This window comes from Curtobacterium sp. MCLR17_007 (assembly GCF_003234655.2).
GTDB lineage: Bacteria > Actinomycetota > Actinomycetes > Actinomycetales > Microbacteriaceae > Curtobacterium.
Genome location: NZ_CP126271.1, coordinates 1,730,576 through 1,752,916, shown reverse-complemented (window position 1 = coordinate 1,752,916; position 22,341 = coordinate 1,730,576). Strand labels below are relative to the sequence as shown.

At 71.3% G+C, this 22,341-nt stretch carries 20 protein-coding genes; 10 read left to right on the top strand and 10 right to left on the bottom strand.

The features are described from left to right. Positions 1-62: 62 nt before the first annotated feature. On the bottom strand, positions 63-1,031 hold the full coding sequence (locus DEJ13_RS08315) for a beta-ketoacyl-ACP synthase III (protein ID WP_111107342.1): 969 nt from the start codon (positions 1,029-1,031) through the stop codon (positions 63-65). Between the two features lie 60 nt (positions 1,032-1,091). Further along, the gene (locus tag DEJ13_RS08310) at positions 1,092-1,484 is read right to left on the bottom strand and encodes a ChaB family protein (protein WP_111107343.1); all 393 of its coding nucleotides are present in this window, start codon (positions 1,482-1,484) and stop codon (positions 1,092-1,094) included. Between the two features lie 106 nt (positions 1,485-1,590). On the opposite strand from DEJ13_RS08310, the gene DEJ13_RS08305 reads away from it, so the two are divergent. Both DEJ13_RS08305 and DEJ13_RS08300 read left to right on the top strand, forming a co-directional pair. Continuing rightward, positions 1,591-2,562 (top strand): aldo/keto reductase, encoded by a 972-nt coding sequence (locus DEJ13_RS08305; RefSeq protein WP_111107344.1) that lies wholly within the window; start codon positions 1,591-1,593, stop codon positions 2,560-2,562. Between the two features lie 97 nt (positions 2,563-2,659). Further along, the gene (locus tag DEJ13_RS08300; protein ID WP_111107345.1) at positions 2,660-3,217 is read left to right on the top strand and encodes a hypothetical protein; all 558 of its coding nucleotides are present in this window, start codon (positions 2,660-2,662) and stop codon (positions 3,215-3,217) included. Between the two features lie 3 nt (positions 3,218-3,220). On the opposite strand, the gene DEJ13_RS08295 is transcribed toward DEJ13_RS08300, so the two are convergent. Continuing rightward, entirely contained in the window at positions 3,221-3,685 is a 465-nt protein-coding gene (locus DEJ13_RS08295; RefSeq protein WP_146245264.1) for a hypothetical protein, read from the bottom strand. A 20-nt stretch (positions 3,686-3,705) separates the two neighbouring features. After that, positions 3,706-4,266 (bottom strand): hypothetical protein, encoded by a 561-nt coding sequence (locus DEJ13_RS08290; RefSeq protein ID WP_146245265.1) that lies wholly within the window; start codon positions 4,264-4,266, stop codon positions 3,706-3,708. Between DEJ13_RS08290 and DEJ13_RS08285 the strand changes: the two genes are divergently transcribed. Continuing rightward, positions 4,265-4,864: a hypothetical protein gene (locus tag DEJ13_RS08285; RefSeq protein WP_146245266.1), complete on the top strand. Its 600-nt coding sequence runs from the start codon at positions 4,265-4,267 to the stop codon at positions 4,862-4,864. The two genes, DEJ13_RS08290 and DEJ13_RS08285, sit on opposite strands and share 2 nt — an antisense overlap. 349 nt (positions 4,865-5,213) lie before the next feature. Here the strand turns inward: DEJ13_RS08285 and DEJ13_RS08280 are convergent, their stop codons facing one another. The 3 genes from DEJ13_RS08280 to zapE all read right to left on the bottom strand — a co-directional run bounded on the left by DEJ13_RS08280 (position 5,214) and on the right by zapE (position 8,344). Continuing rightward, a complete protein-coding gene (locus DEJ13_RS08280; RefSeq protein WP_111107348.1) occupies positions 5,214-5,867 on the bottom strand; it encodes a tyrosine-protein phosphatase in 654 nt (217 codons plus the stop codon). A gap of 68 nt (positions 5,868-5,935) precedes the next feature. Continuing rightward, complete coding sequence (locus DEJ13_RS08275) at positions 5,936-7,210, bottom strand: ammonium transporter (RefSeq protein ID WP_056125000.1); 1,275 nt, start codon at positions 7,208-7,210, stop codon at positions 5,936-5,938. Between the two features lie 177 nt (positions 7,211-7,387). Next, the gene (zapE, locus tag DEJ13_RS08270) at positions 7,388-8,344 is read right to left on the bottom strand and encodes a cell division protein ZapE (RefSeq protein ID WP_111107403.1); all 957 of its coding nucleotides are present in this window, start codon (positions 8,342-8,344) and stop codon (positions 7,388-7,390) included. 178 nt (positions 8,345-8,522) lie between these two features. Between zapE and DEJ13_RS08265 the strand changes: the two genes are divergently transcribed. Together DEJ13_RS08265 and DEJ13_RS08260 are read left to right on the top strand one after the other, a co-directional pair. After that, positions 8,523-9,437, top strand: coding sequence for a sulfurtransferase (locus DEJ13_RS08265; RefSeq protein ID WP_111107349.1), 915 nt, complete (start codon positions 8,523-8,525; stop codon positions 9,435-9,437). Next, positions 9,434-9,886 (top strand): SufE family protein, encoded by a 453-nt coding sequence (locus DEJ13_RS08260; protein WP_056125008.1) that lies wholly within the window; start codon positions 9,434-9,436, stop codon positions 9,884-9,886. The genes DEJ13_RS08265 and DEJ13_RS08260 overlap by 4 nt, the downstream gene beginning before the upstream one ends. Positions 9,887-9,955: 69 nt before the next feature. Here DEJ13_RS08260 and DEJ13_RS08255 read toward each other — a convergent pair whose 3' ends face one another. Further along, positions 9,956-11,179: an alpha/beta hydrolase family protein gene (locus DEJ13_RS08255; protein ID WP_056125012.1), complete on the bottom strand. Its 1,224-nt coding sequence runs from the start codon at positions 11,177-11,179 to the stop codon at positions 9,956-9,958. A 23-nt stretch (positions 11,180-11,202) separates the two neighbouring features. Between DEJ13_RS08255 and DEJ13_RS08250 the strand changes: the two genes are divergently transcribed. From DEJ13_RS08250 to DEJ13_RS08230, 5 genes are all read left to right on the top strand, one after another. Then, positions 11,203-11,787 (top strand): DUF3000 domain-containing protein, encoded by a 585-nt coding sequence (locus DEJ13_RS08250; protein ID WP_111107350.1) that lies wholly within the window; start codon positions 11,203-11,205, stop codon positions 11,785-11,787. Then, the gene (locus DEJ13_RS08245; RefSeq protein WP_502868730.1) at positions 11,780-13,228 is read left to right on the top strand and encodes an HRDC domain-containing protein; all 1,449 of its coding nucleotides are present in this window, start codon (positions 11,780-11,782) and stop codon (positions 13,226-13,228) included. The genes DEJ13_RS08250 and DEJ13_RS08245 overlap by 8 nt, the downstream gene beginning before the upstream one ends. 133 nt (positions 13,229-13,361) lie before the next feature. After that, the gene (locus DEJ13_RS08240; RefSeq protein WP_111107351.1) at positions 13,362-14,573 is read left to right on the top strand and encodes a thiolase family protein; all 1,212 of its coding nucleotides are present in this window, start codon (positions 13,362-13,364) and stop codon (positions 14,571-14,573) included. Positions 14,574-14,575: 2 nt separating this feature from the next. Then, positions 14,576-16,714 carry a 3-hydroxyacyl-CoA dehydrogenase NAD-binding domain-containing protein gene (locus DEJ13_RS08235; RefSeq protein WP_111107352.1) on the top strand — a complete coding sequence of 713 codons (2,139 nt, stop codon included), beginning with the start codon at positions 14,576-14,578 and terminating at the stop codon, positions 16,712-16,714. 115 nt (positions 16,715-16,829) lie between these two features. Further along, on the top strand, positions 16,830-17,180 hold the full coding sequence (locus DEJ13_RS08230; protein ID WP_111107353.1) for a hypothetical protein: 351 nt from the start codon (positions 16,830-16,832) through the stop codon (positions 17,178-17,180). Between the two features lie 147 nt (positions 17,181-17,327). Here the strand turns inward: DEJ13_RS08230 and dxs are convergent, their stop codons facing one another. Next, complete coding sequence (dxs, locus tag DEJ13_RS08225; RefSeq protein ID WP_111107354.1) at positions 17,328-19,307, bottom strand: 1-deoxy-D-xylulose-5-phosphate synthase; 1,980 nt, start codon at positions 19,305-19,307, stop codon at positions 17,328-17,330. Between the two features lie 108 nt (positions 19,308-19,415). Then, the gene (locus tag DEJ13_RS08220; protein ID WP_111107355.1) at positions 19,416-22,253 is read right to left on the bottom strand and encodes an aconitate hydratase; all 2,838 of its coding nucleotides are present in this window, start codon (positions 22,251-22,253) and stop codon (positions 19,416-19,418) included. Between the last annotated feature and the right edge of the window lie 88 nt (positions 22,254-22,341).

The window sequence follows — 22,341 nt, the reverse complement described above, 5'->3', positions numbered from 1 at the left end:
CCACCGGACAGCAGGTCCGGAGCGGTCCCGCCCCGAGCCTCCTGTCCGTCAGCGCTCCGCCGTCAGCGCGCCCGCACTGGCGTGGTGACGACCTGTCCGGCGTGCGCGAAGCCGCCCCCGAAGCCGAACAGCAGGGCCGGCACACCCTCGGGCAGTTCACCGCGCGACCAGGCCTTCGACAGCCCCAGCGGCACGCTCGCTGCCGAGGTGTTGCCCGACTCGACGACGTCCCGTACGACGTACTTCGACTCCCCGCCCAGGGCCTTCACGAGTGGCTCGATGATCCGCAGGTTCGCCTGGTGGAACGCGAAGACCTCGATGTCCTCCATCGCCAGGCCGGCCTGCTCGACGACATTGCGGGCGTGCCCCTCGGCTTCGGTGATGGCCCAACGGTAGATCGACCGGCCCTCCTGCGAGAAGCGTTCGGGGTCACCGCTGACGCGGACGGCGTCCTGCAGGTGCGGGACGCTCCCCCACGACACGGGTCCGATCTCGGGCGTTCCGGAAACCCCCAGCACGGTCGCGCCGGCGCCGTCACCGACCAGCACGCAGGTCGAGCGGTCGGTCCAGTCGACGATGCCCGACAGCAGTTCCGAACCGATCACGAGCGCGGTGTCGGCGCTGCCCGTCCGGATGGCCTGATCCGCGATGCCCATCGCGTACTCGAACCCGCTGCACGCGGTGTTGATGTCGATCGGCGCGGGTCCGTTCGTCATGCCGAGCGCGGCGGCGACCCGGCCCGCGGTGTACGGCGCCCGGTCGCGGTGCGTGGTCGACGCGACGACGACCAGGTCGACGTCGGTCGGCTCGACCCGGGCATCTGCCAGCGCCGCGCGCCCGGCCTCGGTCGCCATCGACGTCACCGAGTCACCCTCGCCGGCGATGTGCCGCGTCGAGATCCCGGTGCGCGTCACGATCCACTCGTCGTTCGTGTCGACCATCGTCGACAGCTCGTCGTTGTCCAGCACCCGGCTGGGCTGGTGGTGTCCGAACCCGAGGATCCGGCTGCCGCGAAGTGGAGGGATGTTCATCCGACGTACGGTACTCCCGCTCGCCTCACTCGTATGCGCGCCTCGGAATGGGAAACATGCTCAGCTGCGAGCAGCCGCCGACGCGCGACGGTTCGCCTTCTTGATCGCCTCCACGAGCTCGCCCTTGTCCATCGACGAGCGACCGCTGATCTCCAGGCGCTTCGCCAGGTCCATCAGGTGGGCCTTCGAGGCGTTCGCGTCGACGCCCTCCTCGGTCGTCCCGGACCCGCGCGAGCCCGCCGCGCCGGAGTCCGACGGACCCGACGACTCCTTCGCCTCCCAGTGGTCCCCGACCTTCTCGTACTCGTGCTTGACTGCGGCCCACGCCGTGCGGCCGGCTCGTTCGCCGTCGCCGTACTCGGCTTCGGCGGACTTCCTCGCCGCGGTGTAGATGTCCTGCGCGTGCTTCGGCGAACGCTGCAGCGTGCCGGGCAGGTCGTCGTCAGCGGGCATGGGGTGCTCCTTCCGTCCGGCGTCCGGGCTGGGGTGTCCGGCCGTTCCCGTCACCGGTACTCGCAGGGCCTGGCAGGACGCAGAGGGCACGGGGTAGACCAGACCCATGGACTACACACACCTCGGACGGACAGGGTTGTCGGTGTCACGAGCAGTGCTCGGCACCATGAACTTCGGACCGGAGACCAGCGAGGACGACTCGCACGCGATCATGGACCGGGCGCACGAGCTCGGCGTGAACTTCTTCGACACCGCCAACGGCTACGGCGGCTCGGTGGGCAAGGGCGCCACCGAGGAGATCATCGGCCGCTGGTTCGCCAAGGGCGGTGGGCGTCGCGAGAAGACCGTCCTCGCCACCAAGGTCTACGGCGAGATGATCGAGTGGCCGAACGGCGGCAAGCTGTCGGCCTACAACATCCGGCAGTCGCTCGACGCGTCGCTGCGCCGCCTGCAGACGGACCACGTCGACCTCTACCAGATGCACCACGTCGACCGGGACACCCCGTGGGACGAGATCTGGCAGGCAATGGACCTCGCCGTCCAGCAGGGCAAGGTGCTCTACGTCGGCTCGTCCAACTTCGCCGGGTGGCACATCGCCCAGGCGCAAGAGGCCGCGAAGCACCGCAACTTCCTCGGCCTGGTCAGCGAGCAGTCGATCTACAACCTCGTCGTCCGCGACGTCGAGCGCGAGGTCCTGCCCGCCGCCCGCCACTACGGTCTCGGCCTGATCCCGTGGTCGCCGCTGCAGGGTGGCCTGCTCGGCGGCATCATCGAGAAGACCGAGCAGGGCTCACGCCGTCTGTCCGGCCGCAGCGCCGAGTACGTCGAGGGGCACCGCGACCAGCTCACCGCCTACGAGGGCTTCGCCAAGGAGCTCGGCCACACCCCGGGCGAACTCGCCCTGGCGTGGCTGCTGCACCAGCCCGGTGTCACGGCGCCGATCACCGGCCCGCGCACGATGGAGCAGTGGGAGTCGGCCGTCCGCGCGACGGACATCCACCTCGACGACGCGGCGCTCGCGCGCCTCGACGAGCTGTTCCCCGGCCACAAGACGTCGCCGGAGGACTTCGCCTGGTGAGTCGCTGACGCGACCGGCGGACGGGAGGCGCGGTGCGGGCCCGCACCGCGCCTCCCGTCCGTGCGCCGGTCGCGACCCGGCCTGCGAGGATCGGACCATGAGCGAACACCGCGAACTCCTCGTCGCGCTGGACGTGCCGTCCACCGGTCAACAGGGCCTGGCCGACGCCGTCACGGCGTGGCTCCGTCCGACGGGGTGGGCGCGACTCGACCCGGCGGCGGCGCTCGAGTTCCCCTCCGGCGAGCCGGACTTCCTCGCCGAACGGGCCGACGACTTCCTGATGGACCGGCCCGGCCGCGCTCGGGACACGCTGATCGGCACGGCGTCCTGCGGCGTCGGCAACCCGATGTGGGACGCAGTCGACTCGATGGAAGGGCCCTCGTGCTGGTCCTGTCGCACGACCGTTGCTGACGACGATGACATGAGCCGACTCGGCGACTGGATCGGCGGCGATGAGCCGGAGTACACGTGCACCGGGTGCGGGTCCGTCTCCCGGGCCGGCGACATGGACGTGTCATCCTCCCTCGTCGTCGGGAACCCCGGCGTGGTGCTCATCACGCCGGACCACGACGGGCCGGCGATGGCGGTCCGGCTCATCGACGAACTTCGACTGGCGTTCCCGAACCGGTGGGCGTCCGTGCACCAGCACCGCTGAGCGTCAGGCCGGCGTCCAGGTCGCGACGACGGCATCGCGGGTCCGCACCTCCGCGGCGCCGGCCCAGACCGTCCCCAGCGCGGCGGCGAGCCGAGGCCACACCGACGACGACGGCAGGTCCCACGCTGAGGGATCCTGCACCCAGTGTGTCGACACCCGCACATGGTCCGGCCTGACGGAGACCTGGACCCACGCAGCGTTCGTCAGTCTCACCGTGTACCCGCCGGACTGCCCGTGGTGCACCCTGTCGAGCTGGTCCCGCTCCGGTCGCCGTCCGACCGCCGCGACGAGGTCCGCCGGAGCGAGTGCCACGGCGTCGGGAATCTCCGGTTCCCACCGCTCTGCGCCGAGCCGCCACGGCCCCTGGTACGCCGGACCGGCCTCGCGGAGTGCAGCGAGGGTCGCCCGGAGTCGGTCCGCGACGTCGGAGGGACGGACGACCCGGCCGCGCTCCCACCGCACGCTCACGGACGGCAGCGCACGCTCCATCAGATGTCCCCCGCCTCGTCGCCTCGCGCCTCGGACAGCACGGCGACGCGTGGCGGCACCACCTCGGCGACGACCGTTCGTCCGTGGTGCGCACGCGCGGACTCGCCGTCCCAGGTCGTCACGAGGGTCGTCAGGAGGTCGGTCGTCGCTACGACGACGGCGTCGTCGACGACGGCGTCGTCGACGACGCCGTCCCCGCGCGCCGCACGGAACGGCGCGACGCTCACGGACGGCCACGTCCGGGTGGCGTACACGCGCAGGGTCGCCATGCCGTTGTCGAGCGTGAAGCGGTGTCCGTGCTCCGGCAGCGCCCGGTCGTCGACGTCGCGGACCGGGCGGGAGCCGACCTCGACGACGAGTCGTCCGAGCGGCACCGCGGCGACGTCCTCCACCGCGGGCCGGAAGCGGTCGTGCCGCAGCCGCCACGGGCCGGCGTAGCACCCGCCGAGCGCGGTGAGCACACGGACGGTCTCGGCGAGCGACCACGCCAGGCGTTCCGGCCCAGCCGACGACCACGCCGCCGTCCCGTCCACGTCGAGTTCGAGCTGGGTCGCATCCATGGCCACCATCTTCGCCCACCGCCGCGGACCCATGTGGTGCAATGGACGGGTGGGAGCGGACCGGGACTTCGTCGTGGCATTGGACGTGCCGGCGGCGCAGCAGGAGGCCACCGCGGACGCCGTCGGGGCGTGGCTCCGCGCGCATGCCTGGGCAGCGCCCGACCCGGCGGTGGCTCGGCTGCGCTTCCCTGCGCGTGAACCCGATCTCCTCGGACCGGCCGCCGGTGCCGGCGCGGACGACGACCGCGGCACCATCGCCTGCGGGGTGTCGGACGGTCTGTGGCTCGCGATGGAGGACATGCGCGGCCCTCGTTGCTCGACGTGCGGCACCGAGGTCGACGGGGACCTCGCGTTCCCGCAGCTCTTCGCCTGGGCGGACGGTGCTCCGGAACCGGTGTTCGTCTGTGCCGGCTGCGGCCGAGAGGCCCGTGCAGGCGACATGGACACGGAAGGGTCCTGCACGGTCGGCAACCCCGGCGTGGTCATCGTGCCGACCGTGCAGACCACAGCGCAGGCCGTCGCGCTCGCTCGGCGGCTCCGCGACGACCTCCGCGTCGCGTTCGGCGGCCGGTGGGTGCACGTGCACCAGCACGAGTGAACCGGGGCACTCCCGAGCGCCCAAGCGCGGCCTCTCCTTGCTCGCGACCTTCGAGAGCTCGAACGCCGCGACCTTCTCGAGCACCGGCACCGGCACCGGCACCGGCACCGTCGCCACCGCGATCGCTCGGAATGCGTCGTCCTCGCCAGCGAGGACGTACGAAGGCCCTGCCGACCTCCCGTCTTCGTCCATTCTGCGATGCTGCGGTGGTTGACCACGACGACGACCCCGCAGTGCAGCTGGGGCCGGCGTGGTGGAGCGGGCCGTCAGCGGATGTTGACGAGACCAGCTCGACGGGAGGCCCGGTGCGCGTCGGACGCGCACCGGGCCTCCCGTCATGTGGTCGCGATCAGAGCGCGCCGATCTCGTCGTCCGTCAGTCCGAGCCACCGCAGGTACGCGTCGACGCTCCCCCACCGACGCTCGACGTGGGCGATCACCGTCGTCATGATCTCCGGCACACAGCGCTGCGCCCGCGCCGTCGCTGCCGGGTCGTCGCTGGCAGCACGCTCCGCCGCGAACCGGTCGACCAGACCGGCGGCACTCGCGGCGTAGTCCCTCCCGATGCGCTCGTCGTCCGCACCCCAGTGCCGGGCGAGCAGCGCGCTGATGATGCCCGTCCGGTCCTTGCCCGCCGAGCAGCACACGAGCACGTCGCCGTCGGTCGTGGCGACCACTCGCAGGGCGTCAGCGATGCCCGCCCGGTGGCGTTCGAGCCAGTCGACGTACTGGTCCTCGAGTTCGACGGCGTCGTCGGCGGACTCGACCGGCGACGACGGATCGAACAGCGGCACCGCCCGGTACCCGGCCGAGGCGCCCAGCGGGTGCGACACACGCTCGACCTCGTCGTCCCGCCGCAGGTCCACGACGGTGACGCCGGGCGGGTAGGCCGTCGCGGGGACGTCGGGCTCGGTGTTGCTCCGGAACACGGTACGGGGGCGGCTGGACTGGAACCCGGGTCCCCCGACCTCTCGGAGGTTGGTGAGCGTCGACGTCGTCGTCATGCGCCCACCCTCCCACGACGAAGGCCCCCGCACTGCTGCGGGGGCCTTCGTCGTGCGGTGGAACCGGGTCAGCGCACGCCGACCGGGGTCTCGTCGCGGTCCTCGTAGAGGACGTAGCCCTCTTCGCCGTGGACCGCGGTGTCGATGCCGGCGACCTCGTCCTCGGTCTTGACGCGGAAGCCCATCGTCTTCTCGATGATCCAGCCGATGATGAAGGCCAGGACGAACGAGTACGCACCGACGGCGCCGGCAGCAGCGGCCTGCTTGCCGAGCTGGACGAACGAGCCCGAGTAGATCAGGCCGGTGTCGTTGGCGAAGAAGCCGAGGAACAGCGTGCCGAAGATGCCGCCGACCAGGTGGACACCCACGACGTCCAGCGAGTCGTCGAAGCCGAGGCGGTACTTCCAGTCGATCGCGAAGCAGCAGACGATGCCGGCCAGGAACCCGAGCAGGATGCCCCAGCCCGGCGTGAGCGCGGCGCAGGCGGGCGTGATGGCAACGAGACCGGTGACGGCACCCGACGCCGCTCCGACCGACGTGGCCTTGCCGTCCTTGAGCTTCTCGACGAGCAGCCAGCCGAGGATGGCGGCGGCCGGAGCTGCGAGCGTGTTGACCCAGGCGATCGCGGCGATGCCGTCAGCGGCGCCCTCGGACCCGGCGTTGAACCCGAACCAGCCGAACCACAGGATGGCTGCGCCGAGCAGGACGAAGGGCGGGTTGTGCGGCTTGTGCGCGCCCTTGGCGAAGCCGACGCGCTTGCCGAGCACCAGCGCGAGCGCCAGCCCGGCGGCACCGGCGTTGATGTGCACCGCGGTGCCACCGGCGAAGTCGATGACGCCCCAGGTCGCAGCCCAGCCCGAGGTGAGGTTGAACACCCACGACGCGACGGGGAAGTAGACGACCGTGACCCAGACGCCGGCGAACACCATCCAGGCGCCGAACTTGGCACGGTCGGCGATCGCGCCGGAGATCAGCGCGACCGTGATGATCGCGAACGTCGCCTGGAAGCCGACGAACGCCATCGACGGGTACGCGGCGTTGATCTTCGAGGCCTTGGCCTCCTCGAACGCCTGGCCGAGGCCGATCTGGTTCCAGTCGATGCTGAAGAACCCGACCGCACCCGACACGGCGGTGCCGGTGCCGTGGTTCGCGAACGCGATCGCGTAGCCGAAGACGACCCAGAGGACGCTCACCAGGGCGATCGCCCCGAAGGACATCATCATCATGCTGATGACGGACTTGGCCTTCACCAGACCGCCGTAGAAGAACGCCAGGCCCGGTGTCATGAACAACACCAGCGCCGCCATCACCAACACGAACGTCGTGTTGCCCTGATCAAGCATGTCTCACCTCTCGGTTGCACAGGCGGTTCGTGGACCGCCTCGGGTGGAACCGAGTCTGGCGACGTGAGGTTTCACGACGGAGCACGCCGTGTTTCGCGGGTGTAACGCGACGGCCCGCCGTGTGAACAGTGTGTTACCGCGCGGTCCGGACCGGCCGTGTGCGGCCGGCAGGGGCGGTCAGGAGGCCCGGCTCAGCGCGACGACGCGGCTCGCGGCACGCAGGTACTTCTTCCGGTACCCGCCCTCGAGCATCACGTCCGGGTACACCCGGTCGAGCGGCGACCCCGAGGCGACGATGCGCACCTGTCCGTCGTACAGCCGGTCGACGAGCGCCACCCAGCGCAGCGCGTCGGTCTGGTCGGTGAACGGCTGCACGTCGGTCAGCCCGACCGCGTCGAGGCCCTCGACCAGCGCGACGTACTTCGACGGGTGCACCGACGCCAGGTGCGCGACCACGGCGCGGAAGTCGTCGAGCGTGACCTGCCCGTCGGGCAGCGACCCCGGCACGTCGTCGACGACCCGGGCGGACTCGTCCACCGCGCGCCGGCGGTAGTCGAGCCCGTCGATCCGCATCGTGTCGAAGCGGTCGGACATCGCCTGGATCTCGCGCAGGAAGTCCTGCGCGGCGAAGCGTCCCTCACCCAGTGCCCCTGGCGGTGTGTTCGACGTGGCGGCGAAGCGCGTCCCGGTCTCGCTGAGCTCCTTGATGAGCCGCGTCATGACCATCGTGTCGCCGGGGTCGTCGAGCTCGAACTCGTCGATGCAGACGAGTGCCGTCCCGCGCAGCAGGTCCACCGTGCCCTGGAAGCCGAGCGCCCCGACGAGCGCGGTGTACTCGATGAAGGTGCCGAACGTCTTGCGCCCGGTCGCCGCGTGGTACGCCGCGGCGAGCAGGTGGGTCTTTCCGACACCGAACCCGCCGTCCAGGTACACCCCGGAGGTGGTGGGCGTGTCCGATGCCGCTGCGGACCGACGGCGACCGAAGAGCCCGCGCTTCGCCGGCTCGGTTCGGGCCGTGACGAACGCGGCCACCGCGTCGCGGACCTCCGCCTGCGAGGGGTAGTCCTCGTCGGGTCGGTACGAGTCGAACGACGCCGTGGCGAACTGCGGCGGCGGCACGAGTGCGGCGGCCATCTGCGCCGGGGTCACCTGCGGGTCGCGGTCGACGAGGTGCTGGGGCAAAGCGGGGCCTTCCGGGAAGGGAGTCGTGCGAGGTCACGTTGGACCGGGGTGACAGTACCTCCGCGTACCGTTGCTCCCGACGCCGACCACTGATCCTAGTCCGGCGCCACGACCCACAGAGAGGCACACGATGACCGCACCGGTCGACCCGTCCGACACCTTCCGCGACTACGCGCACCCCGAGCGACTCGTCTCGACCGCGTGGTTGCAGGAACAGCTCGACGCCGGCGCCGTGGGGACGGCCGACCTCGTCGTCGTCGAGTCCGACGAGGACGTCCTGCTGTACGAGACCGGGCACGTCCCCGGCGCGGTCAAGATCGACTGGCACACCGACCTCAACGACCCGGTGCAGCGCGACTACATCGACGGAGCGGCCTTCGCGCAGCTGGTCGGCGGCAAGGGCATCGGCCGCGACACGACCGTCGTCATCTACGGAGACAAGAACAACTGGTGGGCGGCGTACGCGCTCTGGGTGTTCACGCTGTTCGGACACCAGGACGTCCGGCTGCTCGACGGTGGCCGAGCGAAGTGGATCGCCGAGGACCGGCCCGTCACGACCGACCGCCCGGACGTCACCCCGGCCGACTACCCCGTGGTCGAGCGGCACGACGAGCCCGTCCGCGCGTTCAAGGAGGACGTGCTCGCCCACCTCGGCAAGCCCCTCATCGACGTCCGCAGCGCTCCGGAGTACAGCGGCGACCGCACCACCGCCCCCGACTACCCGGAAGAGGGCGCGCTGCGTGGCGGGCACATCCCGTCCGCCGTGAACATCCCCTGGGCCACCGCGGCCGCCCCGGACGGCACCTTCAAGTCGCGCAGCGAGCTCGACGCGGTCTACCGCGACGGGGCCGGCATCGGCGACGCCGACGAGGTCATCGCGTACTGCCGGATCGGTGAGCGGTCGAGCCACACCTGGTTCGTCCTGCAGCACCTGCTCGGCTACGAGAACGTCCGCAACTACGACGGTTCCTGGACCGAGTGGGGCAGCGCCGTGCGTGTCCCGATCGTGCAGGGCACCGAGCCGGGGAGCATCCCGACCCGATGACCACCGAGCTCCCCGACACACTGGCCGAGATCCGCGACGACTTCCTCGAGCTCTCGCAGCAGGACCGGCTGCAACTGCTCCTCGAGTTCTCCAACGAGCTCCCCGCCCTGCCCGAACGGCTGCAGGGGCACGAGGACGAGCTCGAACGGGTCGAGGAATGTCAGTCCCCCGTCTTCATCACGGTGACCGTCGGACAGGACGGCGACGCCCCCGACGTCGTGCGGATGCACGCCACCGCCCCGCGCGAAGCGCCGACGACGCGCGGCTTCGCCTCGATCCTGGCGCAGGGCCTGTCCGGCCTGACCGTCGAGCAGGTCCTCGCGGTGCCGTCGGACTACCCGCTCACGATCGGGCTGTCCGAGGCGGTCAGCCCCCTGCGCATCCGCGGCATGGTCGGCATGCTCGGCCGGGTGCAGCGGCAGGTCCGCGCGCTGGTCGCGGTGCAGTAGACAGCACCATCGACGAACGGCAGGCCGCGGACACGTCGTGTCCACGGCCTCCCGTTCGTGTCGGCACGACTACCGGGCCGCGCGCTGGTCGCGCGGCTGGACCACCTCGGTCAGCCATGCCAGGATCCGGGTGTCGAACCAGTCGGCGTCGTGGTTCCAGAGCTTGGTGTGCCGCGCGACGTGCGCGACCTCGAGTCGCACCAGGTCCGGCCGGGCCTCGGCCAGCGCGTACGAGGCGGACGACGGAACGAAGCCGTCGTCGTCGCTGTGCAGCAACAGGATCGGCACCGTGAGCTCGTTCGCTCGGGCGACCATGTCGAGCTCGCGCAGGTCGACGGGCTGCTGCAGCCCGGCCAACCGGTGCAGCACGGGCGTGCGCAGGACCCGCTGCGCGACCTTGCGCACCACGCGCGGCAGCCGCAGCGCACGACTCTGCGACTTCAGGACCGCGTGCCAGTCGACCACCGCCGACTCGAGCACCACGCCGTCCACCAGGTGCGCGAGCGGTGAGCGGACGAGCGTCTGCAGGACCACCGCGCCGCCCATCGACCAGCCCATGAGCACGACGCTCGTCGCGCCCTGGCCCTCGACCCAGCGCAGGGCCGCGTCCACGTCCTCCCACTCGGTGGAACCCAGGCCGTAGCGGCCGTCGACGCTCTTCGGGGCGACGCCGTCGTTCCGCCAGGAGGCCAGCAGCACCGAGTACCCGGCTGCGCGGAACACCGGCACGGCACGGATGGTCTCGGCGCGCGTGACGCCGCGGCCGTGCACCAGGACGGCCCACGGCGCCGCCGGGTCGTCGGCGCGGACGACCCAGGCCGGCGCGGGGCCGTTCGGTGTCGGGACGTCGATGTCCTCGACCGGCACGTCGAGCTCACCGGGCGTCAGGTAGAACCAGCCGCCCCAGCGTCCGCGGCGTGCCGTGGTGGGGTCGCCGGCGTCGACGGCGATGATCCGGCGGGTGACGGTCGCCGTCGTGGACTCGAGGACGTCGCCGACGCGCATGTGCCCGGTGCCGCCGCCGAACCACAGGCTGTAGCGGCCCTGCAGCTCGGTGTCGGGCGTGCGCTCGAGCGTCACCGTCCCCTGCTGCAGGTCGACGGCCATGATCGGCACGCGTTCGGCGCGTTTGCGGTCCGGGGTGACGACCATGCGGGCGATCGCGGCGACGAAGCCGCCCACGACGGCGGTGCCGACGACGGCAGCGGCCAGACCGGCGCCCAGGGCGACCAGGCCGGCGGAGCGTGCGGTGTCCTGCACCACGTCCTCGGCGGGTCGCGCGGAACGGGACATGCTGCGGAGCCTAGTCTGCATCCGTGTCCGAAACCCCTGAGCCCGACGCGTTCGCGCAGCTCCGCGCCTACGTCGCGGCGGGCGGGACCCGCGCCGAGACGACGGTCACCGAGATCCCCTCGCCGTCTCGTTTGGCGCCGTTCTCGATCGCCCTCGCGGCGGACGTGTCCGGCGTCGAGCACGGCGTCGACTCCGACCTCGGCACCGGGCGGTTCATCGCGCTGTACGACCCGTCCGAGCCCGAGGGCTGGGCGGGCGCGTTCCGCATCGTGACCTTCGCGCAGGCACCCCTCGAACCGGAGATCGGTGTCGACGAGTTCGTCGCCGACGTGACGTGGAGCTGGCTCGTGGACGCCCTCGCGGCGAACGGCGCCGAGTACGACCGGGCCTCGGGCACCGCAACCAAGATCATCTCCCGCGGCTACGGCGAGCTCGCGGCGCAGGGCGACGGCGCACAGCTCGAGCTCCGGGCGTCGTGGACGCCGCGCGGCACCGGCCTCGTCGCGCACGTCGAGGCATGGGAGGAGATCGTCACCATGCTCGCCGGGCTGCCGCCGTCGTCGGACGGCGTGACGCTGCTCGGCCCCAGGAGGCTCGCCCGTGACTGACCCGAACAACCCCTTCGCGGTGCCGCCGGCGGCAGCGGAGGCCGCCGCCGCGGCCGCGGCTGCGCGACGGACGGCCGCTGGTGCCGCGGCGTCGGCGGAGAACCCGGCCCCGGTCTCGGCAGCGGCACCCGCGCCCATGCCCACCGAGACTGCGGCGCCGGCTGCGGTGCCGTCGTTCGAGGCGGGGCACGATGCCGTCAAGGTCATCGAGGACCGCTCTGACTTCCTGGCTGCCGTGGCCGCGATCGCCGCGGGGCACGGCCCGGTCGCCGTCGACGCCGAGCGCGCCAGCGGCTACCGGTACTCGCAGCGCGCCTACCTCATCCAGGTCTTCCGCCGCGGCGCCGGCGCCTTCCTCCTCGACCCCATCGCGATCGGTTCCTTCCAGGAGCTGCAGGACGCGATCGTCGACGAGGAGTGGCTGTTCCACGCCGCGTCCCAGGACCTGCCGTGCCTCCGCGAGGTCGGACTGGTCCCGACCCGCATCTTCGACACCGAGCTCGGCGCGCGCATCGCTGGCTTCCCGCGGGTCGGCCTCGGTGCCGTCGTCGAGCAGCTGCTCGGCATCACCCTCGCCAAGGCGCACTCCGCCGCCGACTGGTCGACCCGACCGCTCCCCCAGTCCTGGCTCGTCTACGCCGCTCTCGACGTCGAGCTCCTGCCCGACCTGCGGGACGCCCTGGCAGCGGTGCTCGACGAGGCGGGCAAGTCCGAGATCGCCGCGCAGGAGTTCGACGCCGTGCTCCACCGCGCGCCGAAGCCCCCGCGCGCCGAGCCGTGGCGCCGGCTGTCCGGGATGCACGCGCTGCGCGGGACCCGGGCGCTGGCGATCGCCCGCGCGCTCTGGACGGCCCGGGACGCGTTCGCCCAGGAGACCGACATCGCGCCCGGGCGGATCATCCCGGACGCCGCCATCGTCGCCGCGGCCGCCGCCGCCCCCGAGACCCGGAAGGACCTGGCCGCGGTCAAGGCCTTCACCGGGCGCGCGAGTCGTTCCGAGCTCGACCGCTGGTGGGCCGCCGTCGAGGAGGGCCGCACGACCGACGACCTGCCGAAGCTCCGCGGCAAGGGTGAGCCGACGCTGCCGCCGCCCCGGGCGTGGGCGGACCGCAACCCGGCCGCCGACCGCCGCTACAAGGCCGCCCGGGCAGCCGTGACGGCGGTGTCCGAGGACCTGGACATCCCCCTCGAGAACCTGCTCACCCCGGACACGCTCCGGTCGATCGCGTGGGAGCCGCCGGCGTCCGTCGACGCAGCCTCGGTCGGAGCGGCGCTCGTCGCGCTCGACGCCCGTCCCTGGCAGGTCGAGTCGACGGCCGGCGTGATCGCCGACGCGTTCGCCGCTGCCACGCGCGGGACCGCTCCCACCGGCGAGGACGACCGTTCCCCCGTTGTGGCAGAAGGACAGGACGACGCGGCCGAGGGTCCGGCCACGTCGTAGGAACCGACCAACCGAGGTGCATGCCCTCAGCCCGGGGGCATAGCGTCGGGACCGTCGTCGGGGTACGCCCCGACCAGGGTCGGAGCGCACCTGTCGCCCCGGCTCGATCGATGTGGATCTGTGGAGGCCAGCTTTGCCAAAGGCATCAGACGTCGTCTTCGTCGACGGCGTGCGGACACCGTTCGGACGCGCCGGGGAGAAGGGGGTGTTCTGGCGGACCCGCGCCGACGACCTCGCCGTGCACGCGATGCGTGGCCTGCTCGACCGGAACAGCTCGCTCGACGGTGCCGCCGTTGACGACGTCGCGGTCGCCGCGACGACCCAGCAGGGCGACCAGGGCCTGACGCTCGGTCGCACGGTGGGCATGCTCGCCGGTCTGCCGAAGTCCGTCCCGGGCTACGCCATCGACCGCATGTGTGCCGGCGCCATGACCAGCGTCACGACGCTGGCGGGTGCCATCGCCTTCGGCGCCGCAGACATCGCGATCGCCGGCGGGGTCGAGCACATGGGGCGCCACCCGATGGGCTTCAACGCCGACCCGAACCCGCGCTTCGTCGCGGAGCGCATGGTCGCTCCCGACGCGCTCGTGATGGGCAACACCGCCGAGCGCCTGCACGACCGCTTCCCCGCCATCACGAAGGACCGCACGGACGCCTTCGCCGTGCAGTCCCAGCAGCGCTACGCCGCCGCCTGGGGCGCCGGCAAGCTGCAGCCGGACGTCGTCCCGGTCGAGGTCAACACCGGAGCGGGCTGGGACATCGTGTCGGCCGACGAGCCGCCGCGCCCCGGCACCACCCTGGAGGCCCTGGCCGCGTTGAAGACGCCCTTCCGGCCCCACGGACGGGTCACCGCCGGCAACGCAGCGGGCCTCAACGACGGCGCGACGATGAGCCTGCTCGCGTCGGAGGACGGTGCGAAGCAGCACGGCCTGCCGACGAAGATGCGCATGGTCTCGTTCGCCTTCGCCGGCGTCGAGCCCGAGGTGATGGGCGTGGGCCCGGTCCCCGCCACCGACAAGGCGCTGTCGAAGGCCGGTCTGTCGATCGACGACATCGGCCTCTTCGAGATCAACGAGGCGTTCGCCGTGCAGGTGCTCGCCTTCCTCGACAACTACGGCATCGCGCAGGACTCCCCGAACGTCAACGCCTGGGGCGGCGCGATCGCCGTCGGGCACCCGCTGGCGTCCAGCGGTGTCCGCCTGATGAACCAGCTCGCGGCGCAGTTCGCCGAGCGTCCCGACGTCAAGTACGGCATCACCACGATGTGCATCGGTCTGGGGCAGGGCGGCACCGTCATCTGGGAGAACCCGTCGTTCAGCAAGTCCGCGGCACGGAAGGCGGCCTGACCATGACCCTCGTCGACAACGACCAGCTGCTCGCACTCTCCGAGGACGAGGTCGTCACCCACTCCTACGTCAAGCACGTCGCGCTGCCCTCCGGCGGCACCCTCGCGCTCATCACGCTCGACAACGGCAAGGACTTCAAACGCCCTTCGACCCTCGGCCCGCGCACGCTCATCGAGCTCTCCGGGGTGCTCGACACCCTGCAGACCGAAGCGGCGAACGGCACCGTCCAGGCCGTCGCGGTCACCGGCAAGGAGTACTGCTTCGCCGCCGGCGCCGACCTGTCCCAGGCCGCGTCCGTGCCGTCGCGCGAGGTCGCGCACGACCTGGCAGCACTCGGCCACGCAACGCTCCGCAAGTTCAGCGACCTGGGCGTCCCGTCCTTCGCGTTCATCAACGGCATCGCACTCGGCGGCGGGCTCGAGGTCGGGCTGCACTGCACCTACCGCGTCTTCTCGTCAGCCGCGCAGGGCATCGGTCTGCCCGAGGTGTTCCTCGGCATCATCCCCGGCTGGGGCGGGGCCACCCTGCTCCCCCGCCTGATCGGCCCCGAGAAGGCGCTCCGCGTCATCGTCGAGAACCCGCTCAAGAACAACCGCCTGATGGACGGGCGCGCAGCGGTCGACCTGGGCATCGGCGACGCGCTCATCCCGTCGGTGACGTTCCTGCCGTCTGCGGTCGCCTGGGCCGACGGCGTCGTGTCCGGCCGGACGAAGGTCGTCCGGAAGAACGAGCCCGGCATGCTCGAGAAGGCCGCATGGGGCACGGTCGTCAAGGTCGCGCGGTCGCAGGTCGCGTCGAAGATCGGCACCGTCCCGAAGTCGCCGTTCCGCGCGCTCGACCTGGTGGCAGCCGCCAAGTCGGGGTCGCTCGACGAGCGGTTCGCCGGTGAGGACGACGCCCTGGCCGACCTGCTCTCGGGTGACCAGTTCGCCGCCTCGATGTACGCGTTCGACCTGGTGCAGAAGCGGGCCAAGCGTCCGGTCGGGGCCCCTGAGGGCGTCGACGCGAAGAAGATCACGAAGGTCGGTGTGCTCGGCGCCGGGCTGATGGCGTCGCAGTTCGCGCTGCTGTTCGCCCGACGACTCGGTGTCCCCGTGGTCATCACCGACGTCGACCAGTCCCGCGTCGATGCCGGTGTCGCGCGCATCCGCGGCGAGGTCGCGAAGCTGCTCGAGAAGGGCCGCGTGTCCCCGGACGACGCGAACCGCATCACGGCGCTGGTCAGCGGTTCGGTGTCGTACGACGCCTTCTCCGACGCGGACTGGGTGATCGAGGCGGTCTTCGAGGAGATGGGCGTCAAGCAGGACGTCCTCCGGAAGATCGAGCAGGTCATCGCGCCTGACGCGATCCTCGCCACGAACACATCGTCGCTGTCCGTCGACGAGATGGCGTCCGTGCTGACGAACCCGGAGCGCCTGGTCGGGTTCCACTTCTTCAACCCCGTGGCCGTGATGCCGCTGGTCGAGGTCGTGCGCGCCGAGGAGACCTCGGACGAGGCCGTCGCGACCGCGTTGGCCGTCGCGAAGACCCTCAAGAAGACGGCGATCGTCACGGCCGACCAGCCGGGCTTCGTCGTCAACCGGGTCCTCGCCCGTGTGCTCGGCGAGGCGATGCGCGGGGTCGAGCAGGGCACCCCGTTCGACGTCGTCGCCGCCGGCGCGCAGCCGCTCGGTCTGCCGATGTCGCCCTTCGAGCTGCTCGAACTCGTCGGGCTCCCGGTCGGCGCGCACGTGCTCGACTCCCACCACGCGGCCTGGCCCGAGCGCTTCTACCCGGGCGACGGACTCAAGCGCATCGCCGAGCACGGCACGATCCTGACCCGCGACAAGAAGGGCACGGTCACCGGCTACGACCCGGCAGCCGTCAAGCTCGTCGCACCGGCGAAGAAGGACGCCTCACCGGTCGACGCTGCGACCATGCAGCAGCGCTTCGAGGACGCCCTGGCCGACGAGGTGCACCGCATGCTCGAGGACCAGGTCGTCCAGCACGTCGAGGAGATCGACCTCGGGCTCATCCTCGGCGCCGGGTACCCGTTCCAGGCCGGTGGCATCAGCCCCTACCTCGACCGTAGTGGAGCGTCCGAGCGTGTCTTCGGCGGCACGTTCCACGACCCGGCGATCGTCGGCCCCGCCTCGCGCTAGCCGCCCGGCGGGCCACCACATCGCGCAACGGACACAGCACCACGGATTCCCGTGGTGCTGTGTCCGTTCGACGGTGCAGTGCGGCGGGGGCTCTGTCCGGGCGTCGCTTCGAGCCATGCATGACTGGTGGGCGCCGAAGACGGCCGGTGGGCCGTCCGTCGTGCTCCCACTCCCGCTCCCCGAGGTCCCGGCCGTACTCCGACGCGCGATCGACGCCGTCCCGGGAGCTGCCGCGATGGAGATCCGGGCGGACGGCGCGGTGATCGGCCGCCGGACGTCCTTCGCCGTCCGCGCCGAGAACATCGTCATGGCGTTCGAGCCCATCGACGCGACGTCGAGCCGCGTGCGCATCATCCGCGAGGGCCGCGACGGCCTCGACTACGGCAGGGTGCTCGTCGTGAGCCCGATGGCGCGGGCGATCCTCTGCGAAGCACGCGCCGCCGCCACTCCGCCGCCGCCGTCCTGACGCACCCCACAGCCCCGCGCTGCCGCTGCCGCTGCCGCTGCCGCCCGAGCGGGCACCGGTGCGGACTGGCATCGCACAACCAAAACCGCCTCGCACCACGGACGTCCGTGGTGCGAGGCGGTTCCGGTTGTGCGGCGCCGAACCGCGCTAGCGCTCGGTGGACGACGACGCTGACGACGACGACGCGGACGCCGACCCCGACGCGGCGGACTCACGCGACCGCGCGGGCTTGGCCTGCGGCAGCTTCGTGCCGACCACCTGGTCGAACACGTCGCGTGCGATCGCCTCGGCGGTCAGGCCGACGTCGCTGAGGATCTGCGAGCGGGTGGCGTGGTCGATGAAGGCGTCCGGCAGCCCGAGTTCGTTCACCCCGGTGTCGACCCCTGCCGCGCGCAGGTCCTGTCGCAGCCGGGTCCCGACCCCGCCGACGCGGACGCCGTCCTCGATGGTGATGACGAGGCGGTGGGTGCGGGACAGCTCGATGAGCGACGTCGGGATCGGCACGACCCATCGCGGGTCGACCACGGTGACGCCGATGCCCTGCGCCTCGAGCAGCGCCGCGGCGTCGAGGGCGACCGGCACCATCGAGCCGACAGCCACGAAGAGCACGTCCTCGGCGTCGGACTCGGCGCGGTGCAGCACGTCGACGCCGTCGGCCAGGCGCGTGAGCGCCGGGATGTCCGGCCCGACCTGGCCTTTCGACCAGCGGAGCACCGTCGGAGCATCGTCGATCGCGACGGCTTCGCGGAACTCCTCGCGCAGCGTCGGGGCGTCGCGCGGGGCCGCGATGCGGATGCCCGGGACGACCTGCAGCAGCGCCAGGTCCCACATGCCGTGGTGCGAGGGGCCGTCCGGTCCGGTGACACCCGCTCGGTCGAGCACGAAGGTCACGCCCGCACGGTGCAGGGCGACGTCCATGAGCACCTGGTCGAACGCCCGGTTGAGGAACGTGGCGTAGAGGGCGACGACCGGGTGCAGGCCACCGAACGCCAGCCCGGCAGCGGAGGTGACCGCGTGCTGCTCGGCGATCCCGACGTCGATGACGCGGTCGGGGTGCCGCTGCTGGAACAGGTGCAGCCCGGTCGGTCGGAGCATGGCCGCCGTGATCGCGACGATGCGCGGGTCCTCGTCGCCCAGGTCGGCCAGCGAGGACGCGAACACCGAGGTCCACGACGGACCCGAGGCGGTCTCGAGGGACTCGCCCGTCTCGGGGTCGATGTGCCCGACGGCGTGGAACTGGTCGGCCTGGTCGCGGAGCGCCGGCTCGAAGCCGTGGCCCTTCTCGGTGATCGCGTGCACGATCACCGGGGCGCCGTACTCCTTGGCCTGGCGCAGCGCGGCTTCCATCGCCTGCTGGTCGTGCCCGTTGACCGGCCCGATGTACTTGACGTCGAGGTTCGAGTAGAGCGCCTCGTTGTTCGTGAACCGCGACAGGAACCCGTGTAGGCCGCCGCGCAGGCCCCGGTACACCGCACGCCCGGGTGCGCCGAAGCGGTCGGCCGCGTCGCGGGTCTTCTCGTACAGGGCGCGGTACTCGCGCCGGGTGCGGACGGAGTTGAGGTACCGCGCCATGCCGCCGATCGTCGGGGCGTACGAGCGGCCGTTGTCGTTGACGACGATGACGAGCCGGCGACCGTTGTCGTCGGAGATGTTGTTGAGCGCTTCCCAGGTCATGCCGCCGGTCAGCGCGCCGTCGCCGACGACGGCGACGACCGTGCGGTCCGACTGCCCCGTCTGCGCGAACGCCCGCGAGATGCCGTCCGCCCAGGACAGCGACGACGACGCGTGCGAGGACTCGACGATGTCGTGCTCCGACTCGCTGCGCTGCGGGTACCCGGCGATGCCGCCCCGCTCACGCAGGTGTGAGAAGTCCTGTCGCCCGGTGACGAGCTTGTGCACGTACGACTGGTGTCCGGTGTCGAACACGAACGGGTCCTGCGGCGAGTCGAACACGCGGTGCATGGCCAGGGTCAGCTCGACGACGCCGAGGTTCGGGCCGAGGTGTCCGCCGGTCTTGGCGACCTCGGCCACCAGGAAGCGCCGGATCTCGGCGGCGAGTTCGGTCATCTGCGCGTCGCTGAGACGCTTCAGGTCGCGCGGGGACGTGATGCTGGCGAGCAGGCTCACGGGCGCTCCTTTCGTCGTGCTGTCGGCCCACTCTATGCGCGTCCCCCGACAGCAGACGGGAGGCCCGTGGCGGGTCCGCCACGGGCCTCCCGTCCGATCCGGAAAGCGTCAGACCAGCGAACGGAGCACGTACTGCAGGATGCCGCCGTTGCGGTAGTAGTCGGCTTCGCCAGGGGTGTCGATGCGGACGACCGCGTCGAACTCGATGGTCTGCTTGCCCTCGGGCGAGTGCGCACTCGGCTCGGCGGTGACGTGCACCGTCTTCGGCGTCGTGCCCTCGTTGAGCGCGGTCAGACCCGAGATCGAGACGACCTCGGTGCCGTCGAGCCCGAGGGACGCGATCGACTCGCCCGCCGGGAACTGCAGCGGGACGACGCCCATGCCGATCAGGTTCGAGCGGTGGATGCGCTCGAAGCTCTCGGTGATGACGGCCTTGACGCCAAGCAGGTTCGTGCCCTTGGCCGCCCAGTCGCGCGACGATCCCGAGCCGTACTCCTTGCCACCGAAGACCACGAGCGGGATGCCCTGCGCCTGGTAGTGCTCGGACGCGTCGTAGATGAACGACTGCTCGCCGTCGGGCGTGGTGAAGTCGCGGGTGTAGCCGCCCTCGACCCCGTCCAGCAGCTCGTTGCGCAGACGGATGTTGGCGAACGTCCCGCGGATCATGACCTCGTGGTTGCCGCGACGCGAGCCGTAGGAGTTGAAGTCCTTGCGGTCCACGCCGTGCTCGGCGAGGTACTTGCCCGCCGGGCTGTCGGCCTTGATCGAGCCGGCCGGCGAGATGTGGTCGGTCGTGACCGAGTCGCCGAGCTTCGCGAGCACGCGGGCGCCGGAGATGTCCGAGACGGCGTCCGGCGTCATGGTCATGCCGTCGAAGTACGGGGGCTTCCGGACGTAGGTCGACTCGGTGTCCCACTCGAACGTGTCACCGGTCGGGGTCGGCAGGTTCTTCCAGCGGTCGTCACCCTCGAACACGGAGCCGTACTCGTGGGTGAACATCTCGGTGTCGATCGAGGTGTCGATGACCTGCTGCACCTCGGCCGCGTCGGGCCAGATGTCGGCGAGGTAGACGTCGTTGCCGTCCTTGTCCTGCCCCAGGGCGTCCTTGTCGAAGTCGAAGTGCATCGACCCGGCCAGCGCGTAGGCGATGACCAGCGGCGGCGACGCCAGGTAGTTCATCTTGACGTCGGGGTTGATGCGCCCCTCGAAGTTGCGGTTGCCCGACAGCACCGCGGTGACGGCGAGGTCGTTGTCCTGGACCGCCTGCGAGATCTCCTCGGGCAGCGGGCCCGAGTTGCCGATGCAGGTGGTGCAGCCGTAGCCGACCGTGTAGAAGCCGAGGTCCTCGAGGTAGGTGGTCAGCCCGGCCTTCTCGTAGTAGTCCGTGACGACCTTGGAACCCGGCGCGAGGGTGGTCTTGACCCACGGCTTGGCCGTGAGGCCCTTCTGGGCGGCGTTCCGCGCGAGGATGCCGGCGGCCATCATGACCGACGGGTTCGAGGTGTTCGTGCACGAGGTGATCGCGGCGATCGCGACGGCGCCGTGGTCGATCGTGAACGGCGCGCCGTCGGCGATCGCGACCGACGTCGGCTTGGAGGCCGTCGTCGGGGCGCTGGACGCGTGCGCAGGGACCTCGGAGGGCTGCGCGGAGTCGGTGTCCTCGACCGCGTGCTCGTCGCCGGGACCAGCGGCAACCGGGTCGGACGCCGGGAACGTGTCCGCGACGGCCTTGTCCTCTTCGGAGTGGTCGATGCTGGCGTAGTTCGCGAGGTCGACCTCGAACTGGTCCTTCGCCCGCGACAGCTCGATGCGGTCCTGCGGACGCTTCGGGCCGGAGATGGAGGGCACGACGGTGGACAGGTCGAGTTCCATGTACTCGGAGTAGTTCGGCTCGACCGAGGCGTCGTGCCACAGCCCCTGGGTCTTGGCGTACGCCTCGACCAGGGCGATCTGGGACTCGTCGCGACCGGTCAGGCGCAGGTAGTCCAGCGTGACGTCGTCGACCGGGAAGATCGCGGCGGTGGAGCCGAACTCCGGGGACATGTTGCCGATGGTGGCGCGGTTCGCCAGCGGCACGGCACTGACGCCCTCGCCGTAGAACTCGACGAACTTGCCGACGACACCGTGCTTGCGGAGTTCCTGCGTGATGGTGAGCACCACGTCGGTCGCCGTCACACCGGCGGGGATCTCGCCGGAGAGCTTGAAGCCGACGACCTTCGGGATCAGCATCGACACCGGCTGACCGAGCATCGCTGCCTCGGCCTCGATGCCGCCGACGCCCCAACCGAGCACGCCGAGGCCGTTCACCATCGTGGTGTGGGAGTCGGTGCCGACCAGGGTGTCCGGGTAGGCGTAGGTCTCGCCGTCGAAGTCGCGCGTGTAGGTGACCTTCGCCAGGTACTCGATGTTGACCTGGTGGACGATGCCGGTGCCCGGCGGGACGACCTTGAAGTCCTCGAACGCGGTCTGGCCCCAGCGGAGGAACTGGTAGCGCTCCCCGTTGCGCTCGTACTCGAGGTCGGTGTTGCGCTGCAGGGCGTCCGTGCTGCCGAACAGGTCGGCGATGACGGAGTGGTCGATGACCATCTCGGCCGGGGACAGCGGGTTGATCTTGTTCGGGTCGCCGCCGATGTCAGCCATGGCCTCGCGCATCGTGGCGAGGTCGACGATGCACGGCACGCCGGTGAAGTCCTGCATCACGACGCGCGCCGGCGAGAACTGGATCTCGGTGTCCGGGTCGGCCTCGGGGCGCCAGGAGCCGAGCGAGCGGATCTGGTCGGCCGTGACGTTCTTGCCGTCCTCGGTGCGCAGGAGGTTCTCGAGCAGCACCTTGAGGCTGTACGGGAGCTTCTCGTGGCCGGGGACGGCGTCGATCCGGTGGATCGCGTAGTCGACACCCCCGACCGACAACGTGTCCTTCGAGCCGAAGCTGTTGACTGCAGCCACTGTGCCGCCTCCTGAGTTCGTCGGTGAGCCCCCATCCAAGCGGGCCGCGGAGCGTCCCACCAGCAAGGCAAACCTAATCCCGCGACCG